2 protein-coding genes are annotated in these 1,801 nt (G+C 41.4%); both read right to left on the reverse strand.

Going from position 1 to position 1,801, the window contains the following annotated elements; genetic code table 11:
- The coding region (locus LD28_RS22295; RefSeq protein WP_206538749.1) for a DNA cytosine methyltransferase at positions 1–681 on the reverse strand (681 nt) is incomplete at its 3' end.
- Between the two features lie 566 nt (positions 682–1,247).
- Positions 1,248–1,643, reverse strand: a complete 396-nt coding sequence (locus LD28_RS0111205; RefSeq protein ID WP_033137052.1) for a hypothetical protein — start codon at positions 1,641–1,643, stop codon at positions 1,248–1,250.
- Positions 1,644–1,801: the final 158 nt, after the last annotated feature.

A 1,801-nucleotide genomic window follows, 5' to 3' on the forward strand; every position in this document is an offset into this window, starting at 1 on the left:
ACCTAGTACGTTAGCGACCTCATTAAATATTTTTTTCGATGGTGCCTCAAAGACAGTTGATGCATTTACCCATAATGGAGATTTATCTTTGAAATGTGTTGGTTTTGGAGGCCAAGCATCTTGAGATATTTTAATATCAGTACGAATACCAAGAATAAAAACACAATTTCTATTTTGTGGGACGCCATAATCTTTAGCATTTAGCTTTACAGGACCGATGATGTTGTAGTCGTTATCACGAGCAAGTGTTTTAAATTCATTCAAGTATGCTTGATGTCTTTCCCACAACAATCCTGGTACGTTTTCGACTAAAAACATTTTTGGCTTAAATGATTTTACAAAATCAAAGTATCTAATTAATAGTTTATTTCTTGGGTCATCAACACCTGAATCTTTGATCCTGTGTGAAGAAAAACCTTGGCAAGGTGGGCCGCCAATTATAATATCAAGTTCACCTGTAGATACGTTTAATTTATCCATCATGCAATCGATGGATACGTTCATAATATCCTCATTAAGCAACTCACATGGGAGGCTCTGCTTATCAATGATATTTTTTTTATAGGTTTCACAAGCATGCCGATCAAATTCAACCGCAGATAATATTTTAATGTCAAGATCTAATGCGGCCAAAGAAAAACCACCTGCGCCTGAAAAAAGATCTATTGCTTTAAAACTCATTTTGACGCAACTCATTTGAAGCTAATGTTGGAGTGTCTTACTATTTTACCTTAAATGTGAGGTTTTCTCAATTGGGAATATAAAACGAAATGCTGAGTAATTTTTTCACTAATGAATTAATTCGTTAAATTCAAATAAGGAGGGAAAGTATTTATAATTGTGGTGTGAAGTTTACTTATTAGGGGAATTAATATTTTATGTGATTTTCAAGTGAAAACACGGATTTCCTGTAATATTTTAAATGTTAAAAACATTAGGGTGGTATGTCTTTTATTCTTCTATGTTTGCGGTGAATGTTTAATGACCTTATTACTTTGAGGTTCTTTTGTAATTTGTTATGGGGTGGTTTAGGTTGGTGGACTGAGCCTGCAAAGCTCAACTTTAGGGCATCCATCTTATCTATTGTGCTATTGGTGCTGGCGCCAAGTTGGCAAACGCAATAGCTACCGCCCCTAGGTTACAGCCCCCAGATTGCTGCTTTAACCGGTGTTCTCGTGGTAGTGTGTATTGCCATCGGTAGGTCCTGCGTGAGAGATGGGAGCTTTTCTCGGATGTAAGCTGGTTCATCACTCGTACTGAATCGTGCTGTCCCTCCAGTCCAGCCCATTTCCAATAGCGTCGAAGGTGTTCTTTAGCGCCAGAGCGTGGGTCTCACCTCTACCGTGGATACCGCAGTCTTGGCACTCACAGAGGTAGAAAGTGTCGTGGATCTTGTAGGTGTGCAGCTCGGTGAGCCCGCACTGAGGGCAATCTTCGGTCAAGAGGAAAGCTTTAGATTTGGTCTCTAGCCAAGCCTTCATGATGATGGCGTTGATTTCTGAGCGGGCCTTGTTGGTTGTCGCTCTCAGCCGATCCTCTTGATCACGAATTTCCTGCGCCAGGCGAGGGTTGAACCGCCCGTTTACATAGTTCGCAGAGTTCTCTTCCGGAAAGTCTTCAAAATACTCTGACCATTCACCCATCGGGTTGCTCCTTGTCAGTAATGAACATCAAATCCATGTGATGCTTTTTAGAGGGGGAGGGCGATAAATGCATTAGCTACCGCCCCTAGGTTCCAGCCCCCAGATTGCTGCTTTTAACCAGTGATCTGGCGGGTGAGAACGTCGCCATCGGTAGGCCC

Origin of the sequence: Aeromonas finlandensis (assembly GCF_000764645.1) — a bacterium.
Classification (GTDB): domain Bacteria; phylum Pseudomonadota; class Gammaproteobacteria; order Enterobacterales; family Aeromonadaceae; genus Aeromonas; species Aeromonas finlandensis.

Coding starts and splice junctions, on each gene's coding strand:
- LD28_RS0111205 (WP_033137052.1), bottom strand. CDS start 1,643: ATGGGTGAATGGTCAGAGTATTTTGAAGACTTTCCGGAAGAGAACTCT.